General features: G+C 67.0%; 20 protein-coding genes (1 of these 20 cut by a window edge). 6 read left to right on the top strand and 14 right to left on the bottom strand.

What is annotated here, in order from left to right; all coding sequences use genetic code 11:
• From hfaA to P0Y52_03150, 4 genes are all read left to right on the top strand, one after another.
• A protein-coding gene (gene hfaA / locus P0Y52_03165; GenBank protein WEK58556.1) for a holdfast anchoring protein HfaA crosses the window boundary here: on the top strand, positions 1 to 353 show its 3' portion. 82 nt of this gene lie to the left of the window's left edge; 353 of the gene's 435 nt are visible here — the last part of the coding sequence; its start codon lies beyond the left edge, outside the window; its stop codon occupies positions 351 to 353.
• Complete coding sequence (gene hfaB / locus P0Y52_03160) at positions 350 to 1,357, top strand: holdfast anchoring protein HfaB (GenBank protein ID WEK58555.1); 1,008 nt, start codon at positions 350 to 352, stop codon at positions 1,355 to 1,357. The genes hfaA and hfaB overlap by 4 nt, the downstream gene beginning before the upstream one ends.
• The gene (hfaD, locus tag P0Y52_03155; GenBank protein WEK58554.1) at positions 1,287 to 2,546 is read left to right on the top strand and encodes a holdfast anchor protein HfaD; all 1,260 of its coding nucleotides are present in this window, start codon (positions 1,287 to 1,289) and stop codon (positions 2,544 to 2,546) included. The genes hfaB and hfaD overlap by 71 nt, the downstream gene beginning before the upstream one ends.
• Before the next feature lie 114 nt (positions 2,547 to 2,660).
• Positions 2,661 to 5,543 carry an insulinase family protein gene (locus tag P0Y52_03150; GenBank protein ID WEK58553.1) on the top strand — a complete coding sequence of 961 codons (2,883 nt, stop codon included), beginning with the start codon at positions 2,661 to 2,663 and terminating at the stop codon, positions 5,541 to 5,543.
• Between the two features lie 129 nt (positions 5,544 to 5,672).
• On the opposite strand, the gene P0Y52_03145 is transcribed toward P0Y52_03150, so the two are convergent.
• Both P0Y52_03145 and P0Y52_03140 read right to left on the bottom strand, forming a co-directional pair.
• Positions 5,673 to 6,584, bottom strand: a complete 912-nt coding sequence (locus P0Y52_03145; GenBank protein ID WEK58552.1) for a hypothetical protein — start codon at positions 6,582 to 6,584, stop codon at positions 5,673 to 5,675.
• Positions 6,585 to 6,705: 121 nt separating this feature from the next.
• On the bottom strand, positions 6,706 to 7,233 hold the full coding sequence (locus tag P0Y52_03140) for a gamma carbonic anhydrase family protein (GenBank protein WEK58551.1): 528 nt from the start codon (positions 7,231 to 7,233) through the stop codon (positions 6,706 to 6,708).
• A gap of 299 nt (positions 7,234 to 7,532) precedes the next feature.
• On the opposite strand from P0Y52_03140, the gene P0Y52_03135 reads away from it, so the two are divergent.
• The gene (locus P0Y52_03135) at positions 7,533 to 8,306 is read left to right on the top strand and encodes a PhoH family protein (protein WEK59434.1); all 774 of its coding nucleotides are present in this window, start codon (positions 7,533 to 7,535) and stop codon (positions 8,304 to 8,306) included.
• A gap of 62 nt (positions 8,307 to 8,368) precedes the next feature.
• On the opposite strand, the gene P0Y52_03130 is transcribed toward P0Y52_03135, so the two are convergent.
• The 7 genes from P0Y52_03130 to P0Y52_03100 form a co-directional block, all read right to left on the bottom strand.
• Positions 8,369 to 9,607: a cation:proton antiporter gene (locus P0Y52_03130; GenBank protein WEK58550.1), complete on the bottom strand. Its 1,239-nt coding sequence runs from the start codon at positions 9,605 to 9,607 to the stop codon at positions 8,369 to 8,371.
• Between the two features lie 187 nt (positions 9,608 to 9,794).
• Entirely contained in the window at positions 9,795 to 11,237 is a 1,443-nt protein-coding gene (locus tag P0Y52_03125; protein WEK58549.1) for an ABC transporter permease, read from the bottom strand.
• Entirely contained in the window at positions 11,234 to 12,214 is a 981-nt protein-coding gene (locus P0Y52_03120) for an ATP-binding cassette domain-containing protein (GenBank protein WEK58548.1), read from the bottom strand. The genes P0Y52_03125 and P0Y52_03120 overlap by 4 nt, the downstream gene beginning before the upstream one ends.
• Before the next feature lie 83 nt (positions 12,215 to 12,297).
• Positions 12,298 to 12,957 (bottom strand): M23 family metallopeptidase, encoded by a 660-nt coding sequence (locus P0Y52_03115; protein ID WEK58547.1) that lies wholly within the window; start codon positions 12,955 to 12,957, stop codon positions 12,298 to 12,300.
• Positions 12,958 to 13,209: 252 nt separating this feature from the next.
• Positions 13,210 to 15,027, bottom strand: coding sequence for an SGNH/GDSL hydrolase family protein (locus P0Y52_03110; protein WEK58546.1), 1,818 nt, complete (start codon positions 15,025 to 15,027; stop codon positions 13,210 to 13,212).
• A 97-nt stretch (positions 15,028 to 15,124) separates the two neighbouring features.
• Complete coding sequence (gene serA, locus P0Y52_03105) at positions 15,125 to 17,026, bottom strand: phosphoglycerate dehydrogenase (protein ID WEK58545.1); 1,902 nt, start codon at positions 17,024 to 17,026, stop codon at positions 15,125 to 15,127.
• Positions 17,027 to 17,111: 85 nt separating this feature from the next.
• A complete protein-coding gene (locus P0Y52_03100; GenBank protein ID WEK58544.1) occupies positions 17,112 to 17,651 on the bottom strand; it encodes a hypothetical protein in 540 nt (179 codons plus the stop codon).
• Between the two features lie 187 nt (positions 17,652 to 17,838).
• On the opposite strand from P0Y52_03100, the gene P0Y52_03095 reads away from it, so the two are divergent.
• Complete coding sequence (locus P0Y52_03095; GenBank protein WEK58543.1) at positions 17,839 to 18,768, top strand: Hsp33 family molecular chaperone; 930 nt, start codon at positions 17,839 to 17,841, stop codon at positions 18,766 to 18,768.
• A gap of 23 nt (positions 18,769 to 18,791) precedes the next feature.
• Here P0Y52_03095 and P0Y52_03090 read toward each other — a convergent pair whose 3' ends face one another.
• The 5 genes from P0Y52_03090 to pstB all read right to left on the bottom strand — a co-directional run bounded on the left by P0Y52_03090 (position 18,792) and on the right by pstB (position 21,979).
• Complete coding sequence (locus tag P0Y52_03090) at positions 18,792 to 19,187, bottom strand: CPBP family intramembrane metalloprotease (protein ID WEK58542.1); 396 nt, start codon at positions 19,185 to 19,187, stop codon at positions 18,792 to 18,794.
• Positions 19,100 to 19,510 carry a hypothetical protein gene (locus P0Y52_03085; protein ID WEK58541.1) on the bottom strand — a complete coding sequence of 137 codons (411 nt, stop codon included), beginning with the start codon at positions 19,508 to 19,510 and terminating at the stop codon, positions 19,100 to 19,102. The genes P0Y52_03090 and P0Y52_03085 overlap by 88 nt, the downstream gene beginning before the upstream one ends.
• A 102-nt stretch (positions 19,511 to 19,612) precedes the next feature.
• Complete coding sequence (phoB, locus tag P0Y52_03080) at positions 19,613 to 20,302, bottom strand: phosphate regulon transcriptional regulator PhoB (GenBank protein ID WEK58540.1); 690 nt, start codon at positions 20,300 to 20,302, stop codon at positions 19,613 to 19,615.
• 44 nt (positions 20,303 to 20,346) lie between these two features.
• Complete coding sequence (gene phoU, locus P0Y52_03075) at positions 20,347 to 21,096, bottom strand: phosphate signaling complex protein PhoU (GenBank protein ID WEK58539.1); 750 nt, start codon at positions 21,094 to 21,096, stop codon at positions 20,347 to 20,349.
• A gap of 10 nt (positions 21,097 to 21,106) precedes the next feature.
• Positions 21,107 to 21,979, bottom strand: a complete 873-nt coding sequence (pstB, locus tag P0Y52_03070; GenBank protein ID WEK58538.1) for a phosphate ABC transporter ATP-binding protein PstB — start codon at positions 21,977 to 21,979, stop codon at positions 21,107 to 21,109.
• Positions 21,980 to 21,982 lie beyond the last annotated feature (3 nt).

Raw genomic sequence — 21,982 nt, 5'->3', positions numbered from 1 at the left:
CGTCGGGCTCGGCGGGCGCCGCCCAGTTCCAGGCCGGCTATGGCGGCTCGCGCTACACCACCGCCCAGAACGCCACGGGATCGACCCGCGACGCCAACGGCAACCGCCTGATCGTCGACGGGATCATCCAGGCCGGCGCCAGCAGCTATTCCAGCAGCAGCGCCGGGGTCTCGGCGGGCCAGAGCGGGTCGGGCTCAGGCGGCACGAACATCGGCGGTGCGACCGCCATCGGCAACAATCTGAACGTGGTGGTGCAGGGCAACCGCAACACCGTGATCGTCAACTCCACCCAGACCAACACCGGCAACATCACCGCCGGCACGGCCCTGAACGGATCGCTGGTTTTCCCATGATCAAGAGCCCCACCATCCGCGCCGTCGTCGCCGTGGCCGCCGTCGCCAGCCTGCTCGCGGGTTGCGCCAGCACCAGCGCCGGTCCCTCGGGTCAGTACGCCAAGCCGATCGGCAACGCCCCGGTGACGTCGAACCCGACGCCCTATTCGACCGCGCTCTACTGCCTGGCCGACTATGCCCGTCGCTACAACCTGCCCTCGCCGCGCATGGCCGTGGGCCGGATCAGCGACTATACCGGCACGGTCTCGGCCGACGGCGGACGCCAGATCACGCAAGGCGCCTCGTTGATGGCGAACACCGCCCTGGCCAAGGCCGGCGCCCGGATCGTCGAACGCTACGACACCTCGGTGTCCGAGCTGGAGTTGCGCTACGCCAACAACAAGCTGATCGGCGACGACCAGCCCAACGGCGCCCCCCAAGACGCCGCCTACCGCCGCATCCTGGCCGGTCAGGTGCCGGGCTCGGACTTCTACGTCGTCGGCGGCATCACCGAGGTGAACTACAATATCCGCTCGGGCGGCTTCGACATCGCCGGCGGTGAAGTCGAACAGGGCGGCGGCTCGGGCCTGCTGACCGGCAAGGTCTTTGTGATGAACGTCGCCATCGACCTGCGCCTGGTGCAAACCACAACGCTCGAGGTCGTCGACGTCGTCTCCTATCAGAAGCAGATCGTCGGCCGCGAAATCTCGGCAGGCGTCTTCGACTTCATGAACGGCAATGTCTTCGACATCTCGGCCGGAACCAGCGGCATGGAGCCGGTCCAGCTGGCCGTCCGCGCCCTGGTGGAACGCGCCACCGTCGAGTTCATGGCCAACCTCTACGGCGCCCCCGGCCCGGAAGTCTGCCTGAACCCCGCCAACGATCCCCTCGCCGACACCCCCGTCGGCCCGACCGGCGGCTTCTATCCCGCCTACGCCAATACGGACACGAACAATGGCCAAACTCGCGCGGACCCGTCTCGCTGGCACGATCGTCGCGACAGCGCTGTGCGCGGCAGCCGCTAACGCGGCCGTCGCCCAGGATCGCGGTCTGGTCCTGAACAGCCAACTGCAACTCGGCGACGTGGTGGCCGGACAGACGCTGAACGTCGTCGATGTCAGCGATCAGGTCACCGCATCCACCGCCGCCAGCGGCAACAGCCTGATCGGCGGCACGGAGGGCGAGGCCCTTCGTCTGCGCTCGTCCCAGACCATGCGCGGCGACGCCGCCGGTTCGACCACCCTGACCCTGGGCGGCGATACCCGCGGTCGCGTCACCAGCGTCACCCAGGCGCGCGCCAACTATCTGGCGGGCGCCGCAATCAATGCGCCGATGGCGGTCGAGACCGAACAGGTCGGACATGGCGACGTCACCGCTTCGACGCGGCTTACCGGCACGGACGCTCGACTGATCACCGGCGGTCAGATCGCCTCGGGCGCCTTTGGCAATACAGTCGCCCTGGCCGGGGCCGCCTCCGGGGCAAACCGCACCGCGATCACGGGCAGGATCGACCAGACCATGCACGGCGACGTGCGCGCTATCACCAGGGGCTCGCCGCAGTACATCCCCGCTCCGGCCGACTTCTCGAGCGAGGCCGTCGCCAATGCGGTCCAGGCCTCGACCGGCCCCTCGTCCAATCAGGACCTGGCGGTGCGGCAGACCTCATCCGGCGCTGTGGTCGAAGCCGACACCAGCGTCTGGGCCGGCAACGCCTGGGATCTGACAGGGCGCAGCCGCGCCACGGCCAACCAGGCGACCTTCTACAATCAGGGCGGCTCGCTGGTCACGACCACCGATCAGGACAACAGCGCCCAGGTTCGCAGCGCGGTCGAGCTGAGTTCGTATGATTTTGGGGCAGCCACGGCCGCGGCGGACGCCATCGGCAACAATGTCGTCGTCGGCAACAACGACATCTACGTTGACATCGACAACCTTCAGAACAATACGGGCGGCGTCGAAGCCACCGCGTCCTTCGTCGGGCAGAAGGGCTATGACGTCTATGTCGGCGCCAATGCCGCCGGCAACTCGATCACCGGCTATGCCTGCGCCGAATGCGGCGGCGACCTGAACGCCAACAACGTCCAGACCAATGCCGGCAATGTCCGCGCCATGACCGCCACCACCATAAACGGCCAGGGCCGGAACGTCATCGCCGGATCAAACGCCGTCGGCAACGCCGCGAGCTTCTATGTCACCGGAAATGGCGGCGGCTGAGGATTAACTTTCGGTAACTTGAGGTAGTCAAGCACGTTTGTCACTTTGGACGTCGTGCAGGGCCGCAGTTCAGTCTCGGGGGCAGCCTGATCGCACGATCCGGAGCTTCACCGAATGCGATCGCCGCGCCACCTTCTGCTGCTTGCCGCCTCCAGCCTTGCCCTTATGGGCGGGGCCGCCCTGCCCGCCGTCGCCCTTGCGGCGCCTGCGGCCGTCGCCGTTCAGGACACTCAACCGTCCCAGGCCTGGGCCCAGACCGCCAGCGACATCCCGGCTGACGCCAATGTGCGATTCGGCGTCCTGCCAAACGGCATGCGCTACGCCATCATGCACAACGCCACGCCTCCGGGTCAGGCTTCGCTGCGCCTGCGGATCGCCGCAGGCTCGCTGATGGAAAATGAGAACCAGCTTGGTCTGGCCCACTTCATGGAGCACATGGCCTTCAACGGCACGACCAATGTGCCCGAGAACGAACTGCTGCGTATTCTGGAACGCCTGGGTCTGGCCTTCGGCGCCGACACGAACGCCTTCACCAGCTTTGACCAGACCGCCTATACGCTGGAACTGCCGCGCACCAACGACGAGACCGTCGACACCTCGCTGCGCATCATGCGCGAACAGGTCTCCGAAGCCTTGATGAAGGGCGAGGACATCGACGCGGAACGCGGCGTGATCGAGGGCGAAGAGCGTCTGCGCAACACCCCGGGCCTGCGCTCGCTCAAGGCCCAGATCGCCCTGCTGGCGCCGGGTCAGCGCCTGGCGAACCGCCTGCCCATCGGCGACCTCAGCATCATCCGCGCCGCCCCGCGTGAGCGTTTCGTCGAGTTCTACGAGGCCTATTACCGCCCCGAACGCGCGACCATGATCGCCGTCGGCGACTTCGACGTCGATCAGATGGAGGCCAAGATCCGCGCCACCTTCGCGGACTGGAAGCCCAAGGCCGCCGACGGTCCGAATCCCGATCTGGGAACCGTGGCTCCGCGCTCGCCTGAGACCCGTATTCTGGTCGAGCCAGGCATCCAGTCATCGATCCAGCTGAACTGGGTCCGCAATCCCGACCTGGACCCCGACACGGTCGCCGAACGTCGCGACAGCCTGTTGCAGAACCTGGGCCTGGCTGTCCTGAACCGCCGACTGGGCGAGATCGCCCGCGCCGACAACCCGCCGTTCATTTCGGCCAGCGCCGGCAGCGGCAGTCTGTTCGACAGCGTCGACATCGGCTCCATCTCGGCCAACTTCAACCCGGGCGGCCTGACGCGCGCGCTGGAAACCATCGACCAGGAACAGCGCCGCCTGGTGCAGTTCGGCGTCACCCAGGCCGAACTGGATCGCGAGATCGCCAACAACCGCACGGCGCTGGAAAACGCCGTCCAGGCCGCCGCGACCCGCAGCACGCCGGGCCTGGCCAATGCCCTGCTCGGCGCGGCCAATGACGATCTGGTCTTCTCGGCCCCCACCACCAACCTGGCCCTGTTTGAAGCCGGCGTGAAGGACCTGAAGGCCGCTCAGGTCGACGCCGCCGTTAAGACGGTGTTCGAGGGCCAGGGCCCGCTGGCCCTGGTGATCACCCCAGAAGCCATCGAAGGCGGCGAGTCCGGCGTCACCGCCGCCCTGCAAGCCAGCCGCGCCGTGCCGGTCACGGCCCGCGCCGCCCAGGCCGAGCTTCAGTGGCCCTATGCGAACTTCGGCCCGGCCGCGACGCCGACCGCGCGCACCGAGGTCGCCGCCGTCGGCGCCACGGTCGTCAGCTTCGCCAACGGCGTGCGTCTGATCGTCAAGCCCACGGCCTTCAAGGATCAGCAGATCCTGGTCTCGGTCCGCACGGGCATCGGCGAGGAAGGCCTGCCCACCGACCGCTTCACTCCGCAGATGCTCGCCCCCCTGATTTTCACCCAGGGTGGTCTGGGCAAGCTGACGGCCGACGAACTGAGCCGCGTCCTCACGGGCAAGATCTACAGCGCCGGCTTCGCCATCGACGGCGACGCCTATCAGTTGTCGGGCGCCACCCGCCCCGCCGACCTGCAACTGCAGATGCAGGTCCTGGCCGCCTATCTGACCGACCCCGGACTGCGCGCCGCGCCGTTCGAGCAGATCAAGGCCTTCTTCCCGCAGATCATCGCTCAACAGCTGGCCACCCCCGGTGGCGCCTTCGGCATTCAGGCCGCAGGCCTGTTGGCCAGCGGGGACAAACGTGAAGCCGTGCCGTCCGCCGCCGAGATCGCCGCCTTCACGCTCGACGAGTTGAAGCAGGGCGTAACCCAGGGCATGGCCTCAGGTCCCATCGACATCGTCATGGTCGGCGATGTGAAGGTGGATGACGCGGTCGCCGCCGTGGCCTCGACCTTCGCCGCCCTGCCGACGCGCGCTCCCGCCGCCCAGCCTCTGCCCGGCTCGGATCAGCGTCGCTTCCCGGCTCCGACGGCCCAGCCGGTGCGCCTGACCCACACGGGCCCGGCGGAACAGGCCCTGGCCTATGTGGCCTGGCCCACCACCGACGCGGTGGATGACCGCACCGAAGCGCGCAAGGTCAGCATCCTGTCTGAGGTGTTCAAGCTGCGCGTCCTGGACGAAATCCGCGAGAAGCAGGCCCTGGCCTACTCGCCGCGCGTCGGGTCTTCAGCCTCTGACGTGTTCAAGGGCTATGGCTCCATCTTCGTGATGGCCGAAACCGCAGCGGACAAGATCCCGGCCTTCTACGCCGCCGTAGACGCCATCACCGCCTCGCTGCGCGATACGCCGATCACCGAGGACGAGTTGAACCGCGCCCGCCTGCCGACGATCGAAAGCCTGCGTCGCAGCCAGGCCGGCAACGAATACTGGCTGGGTCAGTTGGAAGACCTCGCGGCCAAGCCTTCGTCGATCGAGCAGATTCAGACCCACATCAGCGATCTGGAATCCTTCACCGTCGCCGACATCCAGGCAGCGGCGCGCCAGTATCTCAAGCTGGACACCGCATGGAAGGCCGAGGTCGTCTCGGACAAGGCAACAGCCCAGTAAAACGCTGAGGCTGACGAAAAAGGGGCCCCGATCCAGCGGATCGGGGCCCCAGTCTTTTTAGCCTAGTCGACGGAGAGTCGATGGCGGAGTTCTAGGTCATTGCGCATGACGGCAGCCTGAACAGCCTGTTCAGAAGACGCGGCCGCCGACGCCGCCGTCCAGCATGATGACTGCGCCCGTGGCCACGGCCCCGGCGCTCTCGACCATCTCCTCACGATACTCGGTGTAGGATTCCTCGCGGATCATGGTCAGCACCTTCACGCCCGCCCCATAGCGGCGCAGCAGCGAACGTTCGTTGCAATCGCGTTCCGGCTTCTCGGGCCGGCATTCCAGTTGGCCGCCGCGGCCGTACCATAGAGCCTCGCGCTTGTTGCAATTCAAGGTTTCCCCCGGACCGCCGGCCTCGTCGGCAATCGTCCATTGCAGCCGAGTACCGGCGATGCAGCGATACAGCTCGCCTTCATAGTCCGCCGCGACGTCCTTGCCGGGGCGGACCTGGGAGGCCGGGTGGGGCACGGCGCGATCGTCGATGCAGACAGCCTGGATGACCACCCGTTTCTCCATCCGGCGCGACGCCGTATAGGGGACCCGGACCATCTCCACGGTCTTGCCTTCAACCGACAGGCCCTGAATCGTGGTGGGATAGGGCTGGTCCACGTTGAAATAGGCGCCCCCGCCGCCGCCGACGATCACCGTCGCCCCGCTGCGAGATCCCGCATAGGCGCGCGCCGATGCATTGGCGCTGGCGTTCGCATTGACGTTGACGTTGACGTTGACATTGCCCCCGCCCGAGCAGCAGGGGGGCGCCACCGGCGGGGCGCAGCACGGCGTGCCCGGCGGCGTCACCGGCGGCTGCGGCGGGCGCGGCGGCTGGCAGCACGGCACGGATGGCGGCGGCGGGGCCGGAGGCGGCTGGCACCCGCCTGTCCCGCAACCCGTCGCGGCGGAAGCAATGTCCGCCATCGCCATCAGGCCGATGAAGCCCGCCGCTCCGGCCAGCAATTTCTTGATCCCCACCCGCATGGGCCCGGACTCCTGCATTGATCTTGAGCCCCTCAGTGCAAGTCGCAGGCCGATCCAATTGCCGGAAAACCAGTGTGAAACGCGCGCTTTTCAAGACAGGCGGCGTGCTTGAGGCCCGCGCCTGTCCCATCCTGAGGCATTACAGCGGGACAAGGTCGGCCAGATAGCGACGCCAGTTCTGGACATAGTGTTGGGCCGAAATCCGCAGGGCCTCGATCTGCCCCTCATCCAATTCCCGCACCACCTTGCCCGGCTGGCCCATGACCAGGGAGTTGTCGGGAATGACCTTGCCCTCGGTGATCAGGGCATTGGCCCCGATCAGGCAGTTCTTCCCGATGCGCGCCCCGTTCAGGATCACCGCCCCGATGCCGACCAGGCTGTTGTCGCCGATGGCGCAGCCATGCAGCATGGCCTTGTGGCCGACCGTCACGCCTTCGCCGATCGTCAACGGCGATCCGACATCCGTATGCAGGATGCTGCCGTCCTGAATATTGCTGTCGCGGCCGATCACGATGGGATCATTGTCGCCTCGCAAAACCGTGTTGAACCAGATGCTGGCGCCGGGATGCAGAATCACGTTCCCTAGGACCGTTGCATTTGGCGCGATCCAGTATTCGCCCTGGGGCGGAAGCTGCGGCTTGCTGTCGCCTAGACTGTAAACACTCATCCGAACACGCCTTATGTTTCAGAAAATGATGGCTTTAAGCCCTCATAAACTACGTTAGCATCATTATGTTGATGCGATTCGAGGTCGCCATTTCGGCCTCGGATCCGAAGCCGGATCAAGCCCGGTCCGGTCAGATACTGGAGAATGCGCGTGGCGTGTTCGCGACCAGTCCCGGGAAAGAACCTCTGCGGCGGTGACGACCCTGCGACCGATCCCGGCGGCCGCCGCACGATTCCGGCCCCTTCCTCCCCCACCGTCGTTCAAGGCGTGTCCCTGCCGGGCGCGCCTTTTTTCATGCCCTGGAGGCGTTCATGACCAAGCGTTCGGCCATCAAGCATCAAGTCCGTGAAGGTGTTCTGGATTCGGAGCAGTTCCTGCAGGACGCCAAGGTCCGGCGATTGCCCCGCAACGGCTGGTCGCCCCTCCCCTCCAACGACGACCGCGACCAGGCCTATCTCAAGACGCTGAAGCCCAAGTCGGACGGTCAGGCCGAACTGATGGACGCCGTCGACGCCCACAACCTGGTCCTGGCCCTGGGCCCGGCAGGCACAGGCAAGACCTACCTCGCCGTCGCCAAGGCGGTCGAGGCGCTGGAGGCGGGCAAGATCGGCCGTATCGTCCTGAGCCGTCCCGCCGTCGAAGCCGGGGAGTCCATCGGCTTCCTGCCCGGCGACATGGAGGACAAGCTGGCCCCCTATCTGCGCCCCCTCTACGACGCCCTGTCGGACCGCCTCAGCATGAAGCGGGTCAAAGCCCTGATGGCCGAGGGTCTGATCGAGATCGCCCCCATCGGCTACATGCGCGGCCGCACGCTGAACAACGCCTTCATCGTCGTCGATGAGGCCCAGAACTGCACCTACGTCCAGCTGAAGATGCTGCTGACGCGGCTGGGCTGGCATTCGACCATGGTGGTCACCGGCGACCCGCAGCAGTCCGATCTGCTGCCCGGCGTGTCGGGCCTTTCCGACATCGCCGAACGGCTGGAGGCGGTGCCGGACATCGCCGTGGTCCGTCTGGCCGAGCGTGATATCGTGCGCCATCCCCTGGTCGCGAGCATGATCGGCGTCCTGTAAGCCCCCCTATCAGGACGCGGATGCGGAAGAGGCCCGGCGAGCGATCACCGGGCCTCTTTTCACTACATCACGTCAGCCAGGGCCGTTTTGGGTTCGGGCTCGGTCTTCTTGACCGGCGGTTTTACGCGCCCGCCCATCCGATCGATCAGGGCGAAGACGAAGGGGTTGAGCGAGATCGACAGCAGGGCCGCGGCCAGGATCAGGTCGTGGGTCTCGCGGCTCATGGCGCCCAGGGAGACCGAGGTGGCGGCCAGGATGAAGGAAAACTCCCCGATCTGGGCCAGGCTGGCGGCGACCGTCAGACTGGTCGCCCGGTCGAGCTTGAAGGCCGTGGTGATAGCCAGCGCCGCCAGCGACTTGCCGATGATGACGATGCCCAGAACACCCAGAACCGCCAGCGGCTCGCGCACCAGAATGGTCGGATCGAACAGCATCCCTACCGAGACGAAGAACAACACGGCGAAGGCGTCGCGCAGCGGCAGCGACCGCTCGGCCGCATTATGCCCCAGCGGCGAGCTGTTCAGCACCAGACCGGCCAGGAAGGCGCCCAGGGCGAAGGAGTGGAACAGGTAGTAGGCGACCCAGGCGATGCCCAGGGCGATGGCCAGGACGCCGAGGGTGAACAGTTCACGCGACTTGGTGTGGGCGATGCGCACCAGCACCCAGGGCAGGACCTTGGCGCCGACGACCAGCATGACGCCGACAAAGCCCGCGACCTTGATCAGGGTCCAGCCGACGGACTTGGCCAGTTCGGCGCCGCTGAGCGTCTCGCCCGGCGCAATGATGAGAAGCGGCAGCATGACCAGGGCGATGACGATGACCAGGTCCTCAACGATCAGCCAGCCCATGGCGATCCGGCCGGCGTCGCTCTTGAGCTGTTTGCGCTCTTCCAGGGCCCGCAGAAGCACCACGGTCGAGGCCACAGACAGAGAGAAGCCCAGCAACAGGGCCTCGACGTCGCCTAGACCCAACATGAAACGACCCAAGCCCCAGCCCAGAACGGTGGCGGCGGCGATCTGAACCAAGGCGCCAGGGATGGCGACCTTGCGCACCTTCATCAGGTCCGCCAGCGAGAAGTGCAGGCCCACCCCGAACATCAGCAGGATGACGCCGATCTCGGCCAATTGCGGGGCCAGCTCGGTGTCCGCGACAAATCCGCCGGTGTAGGGACCGACGACGACGCCGGCCACCAGATAGCCGACCAGGGGCGACAGCTTCAGCCGATTGGCCAACATGCCGAACACGAAGGCGAGGACAAAGCCTCCGACCAGGGTGATAATCAGGCTGTCGGCATGGGGCATCGGCGCTCCTGTGGCGGGCGAAGGGTTTTCCTAAGGACTGGAAACCTCGATCTGGGGACACAGGGCCGCTACAGCAAGGCTTACCCCTTGATTTTACCGGGATGAAACCGATTCCGCCTCATCAAAGTTGCGTGCGCGACGACAGGTCGCGCCGCAGGCTTTGTCTTCATCCCGCTTGGCACGGCGATCAGGCGCCGCCGCGCACCGCGCCGAGGAAGCTCTTCCAGTTCAGCTTCACATCCGACAGAGCGCCGGCGCGGAAGGCCCGGCCCGCGACCCAGACCATCAGGGCGGCGAACAGGAACATGCCGATCAGGGCGCCGACGATCTCGATCATGGGCGGGCCGCTGGGCGCGCGCGCGGCCATGATGAAGGGGGTGAAGGGCGGGATCAGGCTCATCACCTTGACCACCGCGGCATCCGGCGTGCGGATGGCCATCTGCATGACGATCAGCGGCACGAACAGGACCATCATGATCGGCCCCATCAGGGTCTGGGCGTCTCGCGGCGTCTCGCAGAAGGCGCCGATGGCCGCGAACAGGACCGCATACATCAGGTAGCCGCCGACCATGAACAGCAGGAAGTAGATCAGCAGGCCATTGCTCATCAGCACCGCGCCGATGTCGCGCGCCACGTCTGGCGCCGCGGCGATCAGGCCGATCCCGCCCAGACCGCCCCAGGCCAGCAGCACCGTCAGCGTCAGCAGGGCCACGCCCAGCACCTTGCCCGTCAGGATTTCGGTCGCCGAGGCCGAAGACAGCAGGACCTCGAGAATCTTGTTCGACTTCTCCTCCATGACGCTGTTCAGCAGAATGGAGGCGCCGGTGATGATCAGCGACCACAGGATGAAGCCGACCGCCAGGCCGACCACCGTCGGCAGCTTGTCGCGGAACGAGACCTCGCCGCCCGACCGCGCCTTGGGCGAAAACAGCGACAGATCCGGGCGGAAGCGGTCGGTTTGCGCCACCACGGCTGGATCGATGCCGCTGGCGGCGAAGACCTGACGGCGATTGGCGTCCTTCAATGCGTCGCGAATGGCGTCCTCAACCGCGTCGTCGGTGGCGCGGGCGGTCCAGACGCGGGCGCCCGGCTGGCCGTTGGCCCCGGTCAGGAAGACGATCGCACTCAGTTTCCGGCCGTCTGTCTCTTCGCTCAGATAACGACGGGCCAGGGCGTCACGGGCCTCGCCCGGCGCGGCGGCGACGATCTCGGCGGGGGGCGTCGCCAGGGTCAGACTGGGCTTCGGCGGGGTGAAGCCGGCCCCGGCGCGCGGCGCCTCGCGCTTCAGCGCCGCGATCCCGGCGGCGTAGCCCTGGGTCTCCGCTACCTGTCGCACGCGATCGCCGCCCGCCACCCCGGCCTCGGGAATGGCGGCCATGCGCAGGGCGCTGATATCGCCACGCACCTGCTCGCTTTCCAGCGACTGACGCACGGCGGCGGCCAGGCCGGAGCCGGCCGGAGCCTCGTCCACCAAGGCCACTTGGCGCGCCGGTTCGGCGTGCTTCATCAGAATGGGAATGGCGCCGCCCAGCGCGCCGAATAGAGGAAAGGCCAGCAGCGACAGCCAGAAGCCGACCGTCCGGGCGTAGGCCATGAACTCGCGGCGCGCGATCAGAAGGGTGCGGTTCATCGGGCGGCCTCCGCCTGGAGCAGATGGTGAGCGGCGTCTCTGGCGACGCTCTGGTCGTCATCCGGGTGATCGCCGGTCAGGGCGATAAAGGCGTCGTGCAGGGTCGGCTCCTTGATCTGGAAGCGCCGCACGTCCAGCCCGGTCAGGAAGGCCGCCTTCAGCGCCTCCTGCCCGCCCGCGTCCGACGCCAGCCCGGCGCGCAGCGTACGCGCGCCGTCATGCTCGTTCAGCACCTCGACGCCCGAGACGCCCGGCAGGCCGGCGACGGCGGTCACGTCCAACGCCCCCTCCAGTTCCAGGAAGCGCGGCGAGGTCGCCCGCGCCTGATCCACCGTGCCCTCGAACGCCTTCCTGCCGCGCGCCAGCAGCACGACCTTGTCGCACAGGCGTTCGGCGTGCTGCATGACGTGAGTCGAGAACAGGACCGTCGCGCCGTCGGCCGCCAGCGCCCGGATCATGGCCTCCAGCCCCTGCTGGTTCATCGGGTCGAGGCCGGAAAACGGTTCGTCCAGGATCACGAACTCGGGCCGATGCACGACCGAGGCGATCAACTGGACCTTCTGAGCCATCCCCTTGGACAACTCCTTCATCTTCTTCTTCTGGGCGTCGCCCAGGCCCATCTGCTCCAGCATCTCGCGGGCGCGCTTGCGGCCCTCAGCCACGGGCAGGCCCTTCAGCCCGCCGAAGAAGGCGATGGCGTCCACTGGCGTCATCTTCTTGTAGAGGCCGCGCTCTTCGGGAAGGAAACCAATCCGGTCGCGCACCTTGCGCCCGTCGTCGGCGTCCAGGATCTCAATCCGGCCCGAGGTGGCGGGCTGCAGCCCCAGGATCATGCGCAGGGTCGAGGTCTTGCCCGCGCCATTGGGGCCCAAAAAGCCGCAGATCGTGCCCTTCTCGACCGCGAAGCTCAGATCGGACACGGCCTGAAAGCCGCCGTATCTCTTGCTGATCCCATCCAGCGTCAGCGCCGCAACCATGCCCTATCCTCCAACCGTCAGATACGAATCCTAACGGCCAGAGGCGGGGGATGGAAAGGGCATTTTACATTACGGAACGGTCATCATTGCCGCAGACCCCGACGCGGCGCGTCATAGACCTTCGGCGCAGTGACTTTCACGTCGAAGCTCTGACCCACGACCTTGGTGGGGTTCACCTGACCGCCGTTGCGGCGCACCTCGAAATGCAGGTGCGGGCCGGTCGAATATCCGGTCGAGCCGACCAGGCCGATCCGCTCGCCCGAGGCCACTTCCTGCCCCGTATGCACGTCGATGCGGCTGAGATGGCCATAGACGCTGCTCATTCCGTTTGGGTGCTTCACCTCGATGAAGTTGCCATAGCCCCCAGCCTGGAAGCCGGCGCGCACGACCCGCCCCTCGGCGGTCGTATAGACGCTGGTGCCCTTGGGCGCGGCGATGTCTACGCCCTTGTGGGCGCGGGCCTTGGCCTCGATGGCCAGCTTGCGCAAACCAAAGGCCGAGTTGATGCGATAGCCCTTCACCGGGGCCTCGAAGGCGACCTTGCGCATCAGTGGACCGGCGGGCTTGGCCACGGCCTGAACCGGCGCAGGGGCGGGGGCAGACAGGAGCTCAGCCTTGTCGGCCACTGGACTGGCGGCGCCCAAGGGCGCGCCGGCCATGGCGAGAACGGCGGTGACGGCGACGACGCCTGTCTGGCCAAAACGGATCGCGAGCGGCCTCACGGCCGGGGGAAGAAAACGCATACTGTAACTGCACTCCTGGCGCTCAAGCATCGAGCGGGAGGGCCGTCATGGTCACGCGAAACAGGCTGCGCGGGTGGCGGAAAAACAGTCGCCGACGGCCGGGGGTGACCGCCTTTTGCCACCAGACCGGGACGTGAATGGGGCGCGCGAAGGGCGACACGGCGTCGCATCCCGGAACTCGACGCTCAAATCCAAACGAAGAGAGGCCGCGCGACCTGCGCCGCGCGGCCTCTGCCTGTCTGATCCAGCGTCTTAAAGCGGCAGGGTCAGTTGCACCCCGCCCATATGGCTGTCGGCCTGATCGCCGAAGCGCCCCTTGTAGCCGATCGACACCTTCAGCCGATCCATCACCGTGCCCTCGATGCCGGCCGAGGCCAGGAACTGCCCGCCCCATGGCTGATCAATCTCGCGCGCCAGGATCTTGGCCGGGTTGCCGGCGATGCCGGTGCGGACCGCGTCGCTGTCGTCGCTGAGGCTGTCGCGATATCCGCCCTCGGCGAAGAAGTGGAAGCGATCGATCCCGCCCTCAGCCCGCAGCGCGATCTCAGCGGTCGCGCCCTGAACCGAACGGTCCTGATAGGCGTACTGGGCCGCGACGCCCTGTTCGACAAAGCCGTCCACGTCGCTGTTGATCCAGGCCACGGCGGCGCGCGGCGACAGGGCGATCCCGCCCATGTCGAACCACATCCCGCCCTGCAGACGGGCGCCGGTGCTGATGCCCCGCGTCGAGCCGGTGTGGACAATGGGGGCCAACGAAGTCAGGCGGCTGATGTCGTTGAAGTCGTCCTGGGCCACACCCGCCGCCGCATTGACGAAGACATCGCCCGAACGCCAGCCGCCGTAGAGGTCCAGACCGAAGCTATCCAGATCGACCTTCAGTGCACCCGCATCCACGGAGGCGTTGCGATAACTGCCGGCCAGGCCGAACCGCATCGTTTCCGTACCGGATTCCACCGCAATCCGCACGCCATAGCCGTCCGAGGTCGCCTCGCCGATCACGCCGCGCGCATCGGTCTTGGTCCGATCCGCCAGCGCCGAGACCGAGATCGCGGTCCCCGCCGTCCAGGCGTCACGGCCTGACAGGCTGGCGGTCGAGCCATCCAGCGCATCCTCGCGGTGCCGCCAGGCCGTCTCGCCCAGCACCGCCGTCTGAGAGCCCAGGTCGCCGTAATAGAGGTAGTCGTTCGCCAGACGCGCGATCAGACGGTGGCCCGCCGCCGTCGGGTGGACGCCGTCCCAATAGAGGTAGGTATCCGGCGCCGCACAGACCGTCGCCCCGTTGTAGCAGGCGTCCTTGGCGTTGGTCAGGCCAAAGAGTTCCGGGCTGCCCGACAGGGTGTCGCTGACCTTGTAGAGATCCATCAGGATGATGTTGCTGTTGGGCTGGTTGGCCGCCACGGTCATCAAACCGGCCTGAAGGGCGGAGTTGAAGGTCGTCCCGGCGTAGTCCGCCAGTGGCTTGGCCGGAAGGCCCGGCCCCTGATTGAACTGAGGCGTCGTGCCCAGTCGCGGCAGGTTGGTCACAAGGATGGTCCCCGCCCCAGCGCTCGCCACGCTGTTGACGATGAAGTTGATGTCCGCCGCCGCGCTCTGGGCCACCGGCGCTATGCTGCCTTGCGGGTTTGCAGATGCGCCCGCCGTCGGAATCCCCTGGAAGATATTGTTGGCGCCGCCCAGAATACTGACCAGGTCGCTCGCGCCGAACGTTCCGCCCGCGCCCGTATAGGCCAGCAGTTGGTTGCGCATGCCGGGCGGCGAGGCGGAGCTGTCGGTCCGCGCGCCGCCAAAGGCGTAGTTGACGCTGCCCGTCACCGGCGCGCCGGCGGTGTAACGCCCCGCGTTGAAGCCCAGCAGTTCCGTGAACACCGGCCCGTTCGAGAAGCGTCCCTGATAATAGGGCGGCGAGGTCGGCGTCGTCCCCCCCGTCGCGGCATAGAGGTTGCCGTTGTCGGACAGGCTGTCGCCGAAGACGACCAGACGATTGTAGCTCTGGGCCCCGGCGGCGCCTGCGGTTGACACGGCAGCCAGGGTCAGCGCGGCCAGCGCCGCTCCGCGAAGAAGACGAGACATCGGTGTTCCTCCCTCGACCGTCAGTGCGCGGTCGTTGGAGGCAGGATGCGCTGCTTCGCCGCGAACGCAAGATGCCCCAAGGGAATCTGAACGATGTTCAGTGAAGCATTCTGAAGCGCACTGTGCCCGGCAGGTCACGCAGGACCTTCAGCACTTCCGGATCATAGTCGCGATCCACGTCAGTGATGACGTAGCCGGTGCGCTCGTCCGTCTTCAGATGCTGCCCCAGGATGTTGAGCCCCGCAGAAGACAGGGCGCGGTTCAGCTCGGCCAAGACGCCCGGCTGGTTCCTGTGGATGTGCAGCAGGCGGTGGGCGCGCGACACCTCGGCCAGTTGCACGTTGGGCAGGTTGACGCAGAAGGTGGTGTCGCCCCGGTTCAGGTAGCCCAGCAGCCGCTCGGCGGCGAACTCGGCGATGGCTTCCTGCGCCTCCTCGGTCGAGCCGCCGATGTGCGGCGACAGGATGACGTTCTTCAGCCCGCGCAGGGGACTGTCGAAGGGGTCGGCGTTGGTGCGCGGCTCCTCGGGGAAGACGTCCACCGCCGCCCCCGCGACCCGGCCCGACTTCACCGCCTCGGCCAGGGCCTCGACATCGACGACGTGACCGCGCGACAGGTTCAGGAACAGGACGCCGGGTTTCATCTTCGCGAACTGGGCCGCGCCGATGACGTCGGCGTTATCCTTGCGCCCGTCGACGTGCAGGCTGACCACGTCGGCCTCGGCCAGAAGGGCGTCCAGCGAGCGCATCCGGCGGGCGTTGCCCAGGGCCAGACGCTCGGACAGGTCATGGAAGATGACCCGCATCCCCAGCCCCTCCGCCAGAACCGACAACTGCGAGCCGATGGCGCCGTAGCCGACGATGCCCAGGGTCTTGCCGCGCAACTCGCGCGACCCGGTCGCCGACTTGTTCCACTGACCCTGGTGCATGGCCGCCGACTTGTCGGCCACGTCCCGCATCAGGACGATGGTCAGGCCGATGGCCAGTTCGACCACCGAGCGGGTGTTGGAATAGGGAGCGTTGAACACGGCCACGCCATGTTCGGCGGCGGCCTCCAGATCAATCTGGTTGGTGCCGATGCAGAAGGCCGCGACAGCCAACAGACGGTCAGCGTGTTCAAGCACCCGCTTGCTGACATTGGTCTTGGAGCGAATGCCCAGGACGTGCACGCCCTTGATGGCCGCGATCAGGTCGTCCTCGTCCAGCGCGCCCTTCATGGTCTCGACGGAGTAGCCCGCCTCCTCCAGCCGTTCGACGGCGGCGGGGTGGATGTTTTCCAGCAGCAGCATCCTGATGCGGTTGCGCGGATAGGACCAGCGGCCCGACACGCCCTCGGCGAACAGGACCTCGTCCAGCGAAGCAGCGGTGGCGTCGGCGACCTCGATCACCTTCTGGCGACTGACGACCTCGGTGAAGGCGTAGAAGCGGTCAGCGGCGCCGGCCAGCTTGACCTCGGCGTCGGTCCAGCCGTCGCCGACCATGACCACCGGCCCCCCAAACGTCCCGGGCAGGTTCAAGGCCTTGATGACCTCGGGCTTGCCGTTGTCGCGCGACAGGGGGTTGGCGTCGTCCACGCCCGTGACCCGCCCCTCGGCGTCATAGATCAGGTCGTTGCACAGGACATGGTCGGCGGCGATGCCCAGACGCACGGCGAGCGGCGCGATCACCTCGCGGAAGCCGCCCGACAGGAGGTAGACGCGCTCGGCGTGGCGTTCGAAGAAGTCCACGTTGCGCCGCACCGAGGCGCTGGCCTCGTCCAGAATGCGGTCCGCCAGGGTCTCAACGTGGGCGCGGCTGAGCGCCAGCAGTTCCAGCCGTCGACGCAGGGCCGTGCCGAAGTCCACCTGCCCCGTCATGGCCTGATCGGTCAGGGACGCGATCTCGGCCTTTTTCGCCGCCGCGTCGGGGGCGTCGGACAGGGCGATGTCAGCGAGCGCTTCAAGCGTCTCGATACGCACCAGGGTGGAGTCGAAGTCGAAGATGAAGACGGGCGAGGTCATGCCCCGGACCTAGCTTACCTTCGCACTTGCAGCAACGAAAAGGGGCGCCCAAGCGCCCCTTCCCGCACGAATTTTCCAAAAAACGTCACAACTTGCCGAAGCCGCGCGATCCTTCGCCCTTGCGGCGACTTTCCAGGGCGGCGGCGCCAATGGCGGCGGCGATGGTGGCCACGGCCAGCAAAGCCCCGCCTTCCTTGGCGTGATCACGCGCAAAGTCGCCCGCATCCTCAGCATAGCGACGCGCCTGCTTGGCGTAGCGCTTCATCGGCTTGCGCGATTTCCGGCGCGAGGCGTGCAGCCAGTGCTCGGCCTGAGCCCGCGCATCATGGCCGAAGCGACCAGCGCGTTCCCCAGCATAACCGCCCAGATCGGCGGCGCGATGGGTCAGGTCGTCGGCGCCGTGACGCACCCCGCGCGCGATGTCGTCAAAGCGGTGGCGCAGAGCCTCGGCGTCGAACCAGCCTCGTGGATCAACCCGTTCGCGCAGCCGCTCATAGCGCGTCGGGCCCGAGCGCTGATTCAGCAGAAGGGCGGCGACGCCCACTCCCGCCAGTACGGCGACGACGCCGGCGGCGAGGCCAGGATGTTTGCGGACCTCGTCCACGGCGTTGAACTGTCGAACCATCGGCAACCTCTTCTCGTCGAAACCACTGTCGTCAGGACAGGAGCGAACCGCGCCGAAAGAGGTTCCGACACAAACCGCCAAGCTGCAAGCCGGCGCCGGGGATCGCCTGCCCCCTTACCAAGCGGGAACCGGCTCCCTATGTTGCGCCGCTTCCAGACAGTTTCGCCTTATTTCCAGGATCTCCGCCGTGACCGATCACGCGCCCGTCGCTCAACCCCCCGCCCCGACCGACAACCTCGCCGCCGCCTTCCAGATCGACGGCTGGCCCGTGCGCGGCCGCCTGGTGCGGCTGGGCGAGGTCGTGGACAAGATCCTGTCGGCCCATGACTATCCCGAGCCGGTCGCCGCCCTGCTGGGCGAGGCCTGCGTCCTGGCCGCCATCGTCGGCTCGGCGCTGAAGTTCCAGGGCCGCCTGATCGTCCAGGCCCAGGGCGACGGCCCGGTGCGCTATGTCGTGGCCGACTACGACACCGCCGGCACGCTGCGCGGCTTCTGCCGCTTTGACCCGGAAGAAGTGGCCAAGGCCTCCGAGGGCTTCACCCGCCCCGGCGCCCAGACCCTGCTGGGTCAGGGCGTCTTCATCATGACCCTGGACCGCGGCGAGGACTTCGAACGCACCCAGGGCATCACCCCGATCGAGGGCGAAAGCCTGTCGCTGTGCGCCGAGCACTACTTCACCCAGTCGGAGCAGGTGCCGACCAAGGTGCGCCTGGCCGTGGGTCAGGTGACGACCGAGGCCGGAACCGCCTGGCGTGCGGGCGGGGCCATGATCCAGGTCATCGCCAGCGATGACGCCCGTGGTTCGACCGAAGAGGTATGGGAGCGCACCCGCGCCCTCTTCTTCACCCTGGGCGACGACGAACTGATCGACCCGACCATCAGCGCTGAGACCCTGCTGTTCCGCCTGTTCCATGAGGATGGGGTGCGGCTTGAGGGCGCGCAGGCCCTTAGCGCCGTCTGCCGCTGCTCCAAGGAGCGCATCGTGGCCGTGATGCAGTCCTTCCCCCCGGAAGATCGCATCGAAATGGTCGAAGAAGACGGCAAGATCCGCGCATCCTGCGAATACTGCTCGACCGTCTATGAAATCGACCCCAGCGAGATCGAGCAGCCGGCCTAGTCCCTCTAGGGGGGGGCCAGACCCTAGACCAGCATGAAGATTGCATTGCCGTAGTTGTGCAGGAGGATCGGCAGCAGGACGCTGCCGGTCTTCTCGCGCAGCCAGACCAGCAGCAGGGCGGACACGCCCGTCGTCGCCATCAGCAACGGCTCGAACGTAAAGCCGCCGTCGGCATAGCCCAGCGCATGGGTCAGGCCGAACGCCAGCGACGACAGCACCGCCCCCCACCCCATCCATGCGCCCAGAATGCGCACCGGCTTGCCGAACACCTCGTTCAGCATCAGCAGCAGCACGCCGCGATAAAAGAGCTCCTCGTCCAGCCCCGGCATGGTCAGTTGGAAGGCCAGACTGTCGAAGTCGAAGCCCTGCCCTGGGAAATAGACGGCCAGGCCAAGGAACAGGACGACCAGCAGGCCCACAGGATCAGGGCGCCGGGCAGACCCCGGCGATCCTGCTTCAGCGTCAGGCCCGCACGCTTCCAACCGATGACAGGCAGGCTGGCCACGGCCAATGAAAGCAGGACGGCGAGCGCCTTGCCCTCCCAGTTCCAGTGCGAGGAACCGAACGACAGGGGGATGTGTCCATAGCCACGCGTCAGCACGGCGTCGTAGATCGCCATCAGCACGAGGGCGGCGATCAGCCAGCCCCACCGCACGCGGCCCTTCATCAGGAGCGCCGCCAGCAAACCGCCCAAGGCGACGGCGCCGACCCATCCCAACATCACTATGACTGCATCCGGCATTCCGCCTCTCCCCATGACCTGTCGTCATGAGGCGGTGCGCCGTCGCCATGGATGCTGATGACCGAAATTTAACGCGCCGGCCTGAGCCGGCGCTTCACGGTTCTAGCTGTTCAGGTCCAGCGAATAGCCGGCCGAGCGGACGGTGCGGATCGGGTTGACCGTACCCTCGACGTTCAGGGCCTTGCGCAGACGGCCGACGTGGACGTCGACGGTGCGGGCCTCGACATAGACGTCCGAGCCCCAGACGGCGTCCAGCAACTGTTCACGGCTGAAGACCCGGCCCGGATGCTTCATCAGATGATCCAGCAGGCGGAACTCGGTCGGGCCGAGATGGATTTCCTTGCCCGCACGACGCACGCGGTGGGCCACCCGGTCGATGACGATGTCGGCGTGGTTGATGCGGTCGTCGGCCAGCCCCGGACGAATGCGGCGCAGGACGGCGCGGATGCGCGCGGTCAGTTCCGTCATCGAGAAGGGCTTGGTCATGTAGTCGTCGGCGCCGGTGTCCAGGCCGCGCACACGGTCTGACTCCTCGCCGCGCGCCGTCAGCATGATGATCGGCAGGTTGCGGGTCTCGGCCCGGCCGCGCAGACGGCGGCAGACCTCGATGCCCGACAGCTTGGGCAGCATCCAGTCCAGCAGCACCAGATCGGGCAGGCGCTCATCGACTTGAAGCAGGCCCTCCTCCCCGTCCGCCGCCACGGTCACGTCATAGCCTTCCTTCTCCAGATTGTACTGGAGCAGGGTGGCCAGGGCGTCCTCGTCTTCCATCACCAGAATATAGGGTTGCACGTCAGGCTCTCCGGTCGGTCGAAGTCGTCAGCAGGAAGGTAAAGTCAATCGTCCGTCAGATCGGACGGCGGGGTCGAGATATGCGGCGTGGAGGTCTGTTCCTCGCCCGGGCCGGGGACGGCCTTGGGCCGTTCGCCCAGGATGTCCTCGCCGGTGATCTCATAGTGGACGGTCTCGGCGATATTGGTCGCGTGGTCGCCGATCCGCTCCAGGTTCTTGGCCATGAACAGCAGGTGGGTGCAGGCCGTGATCGTGCGCGGGTCGCCCATCATGTAGGTCAGCAGCTCGCGGAACAGGGCGTTGTAGTGCTCGTCCACCTCGTCATCGGTGCTCCACACCGACAGGGCGCGTTCAAGCTCTGAGGCCGTATAGGCGTCCAGCACGTCGCGCAGGCGGGTCGAGACCAGCCGGCCCATGCGCTCGATCGAGCGGGTCAGCACCTGCATCGGCTCGCCCTCGGCCAGGATCAGCGCCCGCTTGGCGATGTTCTTGGCCAGGTCGCCGGTGCGTTCCAGATCGGAGGCCAGCTTCATGGCCCCCAGGGTGCGGCGCAGGTCCGAGGCCACGGGCTGACGCAGGGCGATCAGGCGGATGGACTTCTTCTCGATGTCGCGGTGCAGGGCGTCCAGGCGGTTGTCGCGATCGACCACCGCCTTGGCCAGGGCCACGTCGCGCCGGGCGACGGATTCGATGGCGTCCGCCACCTGGGCCTCGGCCAGACCGCCCATGCGGACGACTTCCGCCGTCAGCTGGTTCAGTTCGTCGCCGTAAGCCTTGACCGTATGCTGGTTCATGGTCGCGTCCTCAGCCGAAGCGGCCGGTGATGTAGTCGAGCGTGCGGCGCTCGCGCGGATTGGTGAAGATCTCTTCGGTGTCGCCGGTCTCGACCAGCTTGCCCATGTGGAAGAAGGCCGTGCGCTGCGACACGCGGGCCGCCTGGGCCATCGAGTGGGTGACGATGACGATGCAGTAGCGCTCACGCAGTTCGTCGATCAGCTCCTCGATCTTGGCCGTGGCGATCGGGTCCAGCGCCGAGCATGGCTCGTCCATCAGGATGACTTCGGGTTCGACCGCGATGGCGCGGGCGATGACCAGACGCTGCTGCTGACCGCCGGACAGGCCGGTGCCCGGCGAGTGCAGACGGTCGGCGACCTCTTCCCACAGACCGGCGCGCTTCAGGGCCTTCTGGACGATGTCGTCCAGCTCGCCCTTGGACGTGGCCAGGCCGTGAATCTTCGGCCCATAAGCGACGTTTTCATAGATCGTCTTGGGGAATGGGTTGGGCTTCTGGAACACCATGCCAACCTGGGCGCGCAGCAGCACGGGGTCGATCTTGCGGTCGTTGATGTCGCCGCCGTCCATCTCGATCTGGCCGGTGACGCGGCAGCCCGGAATGGTGTCGTTCATGCGGTTCATGGTCCGCAGGAAGGTCGACTTGCCGCAACCCGACGGGCCGATCAGGGCCGTAACGGTCTTGTCCGGGATGTCCAGCGAGACGTCGAACAGGGCCTGTTTGTCGCCATAGAAGACCGAGACGTCGCGCGCGGCGATCTTGATCGGGCCGAGCGGGGCCGAGGCATGAGCGCCGACCACAGGCGCGGTCGTCAGGATCGACGGCTCGGCGACGGCGGAACCGCCGCCTTGGCCTTCGGGGGCGCGGAGAATGTTGAACTTCATAGG

The sequence above is a fragment of the Candidatus Brevundimonas phytovorans genome (assembly GCA_029203145.1).
GTDB classification, from domain to species: Bacteria; Pseudomonadota; Alphaproteobacteria; order Caulobacterales; family Caulobacteraceae; genus Brevundimonas; species Brevundimonas phytovorans.
The sequence above is the reverse complement of the archived record's forward strand: the minus strand, read 5'-3'. Positions and strand labels throughout refer to the sequence as shown.

Bases quoted from the DNA above. Each gene is read 5' to 3' on its own strand.
- hfaB (WEK58555.1), top strand. From the start codon at position 350: ATGATCAAGAGCCCCACCATCCGCGCCGTCGTCGCCGTGGCCGCCGTC.
- hfaD (WEK58554.1), top strand. From the start codon at position 1,287: ATGGCCAAACTCGCGCGGACCCGTCTCGCTGGCACGATCGTCGCGACA.
- P0Y52_03150 (WEK58553.1), top strand. From the start codon at position 2,661: ATGCGATCGCCGCGCCACCTTCTGCTGCTTGCCGCCTCCAGCCTTGCC.
- P0Y52_03145 (WEK58552.1), bottom strand. From the start codon at position 6,584: ATGCAGGAGTCCGGGCCCATGCGGGTGGGGATCAAGAAATTGCTGGCC.
- P0Y52_03140 (WEK58551.1), bottom strand. From the start codon at position 7,233: ATGAGTGTTTACAGTCTAGGCGACAGCAAGCCGCAGCTTCCGCCCCAG.
- P0Y52_03130 (WEK58550.1), bottom strand. From the start codon at position 9,607: ATGCCCCATGCCGACAGCCTGATTATCACCCTGGTCGGAGGCTTTGTC.
- P0Y52_03125 (WEK58549.1), bottom strand. From the start codon at position 11,237: ATGAACCGCACCCTTCTGATCGCGCGCCGCGAGTTCATGGCCTACGCC.
- P0Y52_03120 (WEK58548.1), bottom strand. From the start codon at position 12,214: ATGGTTGCGGCGCTGACGCTGGATGGGATCAGCAAGAGATACGGCGGC.
- P0Y52_03115 (WEK58547.1), bottom strand. From the start codon at position 12,957: ATGCGTTTTCTTCCCCCGGCCGTGAGGCCGCTCGCGATCCGTTTTGGC.
- P0Y52_03110 (WEK58546.1), bottom strand. From the start codon at position 15,027: ATGTCTCGTCTTCTTCGCGGAGCGGCGCTGGCCGCGCTGACCCTGGCT.
- serA (WEK58545.1), bottom strand. From the start codon at position 17,026: ATGACCTCGCCCGTCTTCATCTTCGACTTCGACTCCACCCTGGTGCGT.
- P0Y52_03100 (WEK58544.1), bottom strand. From the start codon at position 17,651: ATGGTTCGACAGTTCAACGCCGTGGACGAGGTCCGCAAACATCCTGGC.
- P0Y52_03085 (WEK58541.1), bottom strand. From the start codon at position 19,510: ATGCCGGATGCAGTCATAGTGATGTTGGGATGGGTCGGCGCCGTCGCC.
- phoU (WEK58539.1), bottom strand. From the start codon at position 21,096: ATGAACCAGCATACGGTCAAGGCTTACGGCGACGAACTGAACCAGCTG.
- pstB (WEK58538.1), bottom strand. From the start codon at position 21,979: ATGAAGTTCAACATTCTCCGCGCCCCCGAAGGCCAAGGCGGCGGTTCC.